This is a genomic window from Enterococcus sp. C53 (assembly GCF_040887425.1).
Lineage (GTDB): Bacteria > Bacillota > Bacilli > Lactobacillales > Enterococcaceae > Enterococcus_B > Enterococcus_B hirae.
The window spans coordinates 1-499 of sequence record NZ_JBFOFT010000031.1 but is presented as its reverse complement, the minus strand read 5'-3'; the positions used below and the strand labels follow the sequence as shown (position 1 = coordinate 499).

Genomic DNA, 499 nt, shown 5'->3' with positions numbered 1-499 from the left:
TCATTGATTCGGGTGAGTATCAAACGATGTTATTACCAGAAGAATACTAATATCTAAAAGAAAGGAGAGAAATGACTTGTTAGAAACGTCTATCGAAGTACTGGAAAAGTGTGCACAGCTGGTCACTGCTTCTGAAGAGTGGGGCTATGAATCCGTTACGATGGAAAAAGAGGAAATTGAAATGGGTATGCTTCCTGAAGATGTTACTCTACCACGTTTAGTAATGACACATCTTTATATTTATTGCGCACCAGAAGATGGAAAAGACTATGTAGTTTATTTCATTACAGATATTACCAGCCAGCGAGAATTTGTTCGCGGGTTACTGGTAGAAGGACGTTTGGTTTGGAGTCAGATTGGAGGAACCAATGAATAAGATCGATTATTTGAGAATGATTGCGAAATGTTTAGAAGATATCCTTACAGCGATTCATCAAATTCTGAAGAAAAAAGGAGAAAGAATATGAAATATTTTCAACTAGTATTGACACTTATAACA

At 36.3% G+C, this 499-nt stretch carries 1 protein-coding gene; it reads left to right on the top strand.

Translation table 11 applies throughout. The features are described 5' to 3' along the window. Positions 1–76: 76 nt before the first annotated feature. Positions 77–376, top strand: a complete 300-nt coding sequence (locus tag AB3I42_RS14030) for a 4'-phosphopantetheinyl transferase (protein WP_368022572.1) — start codon at positions 77–79, stop codon at positions 374–376. The last annotated feature ends 123 nt before the right edge of the window (positions 377–499 follow it).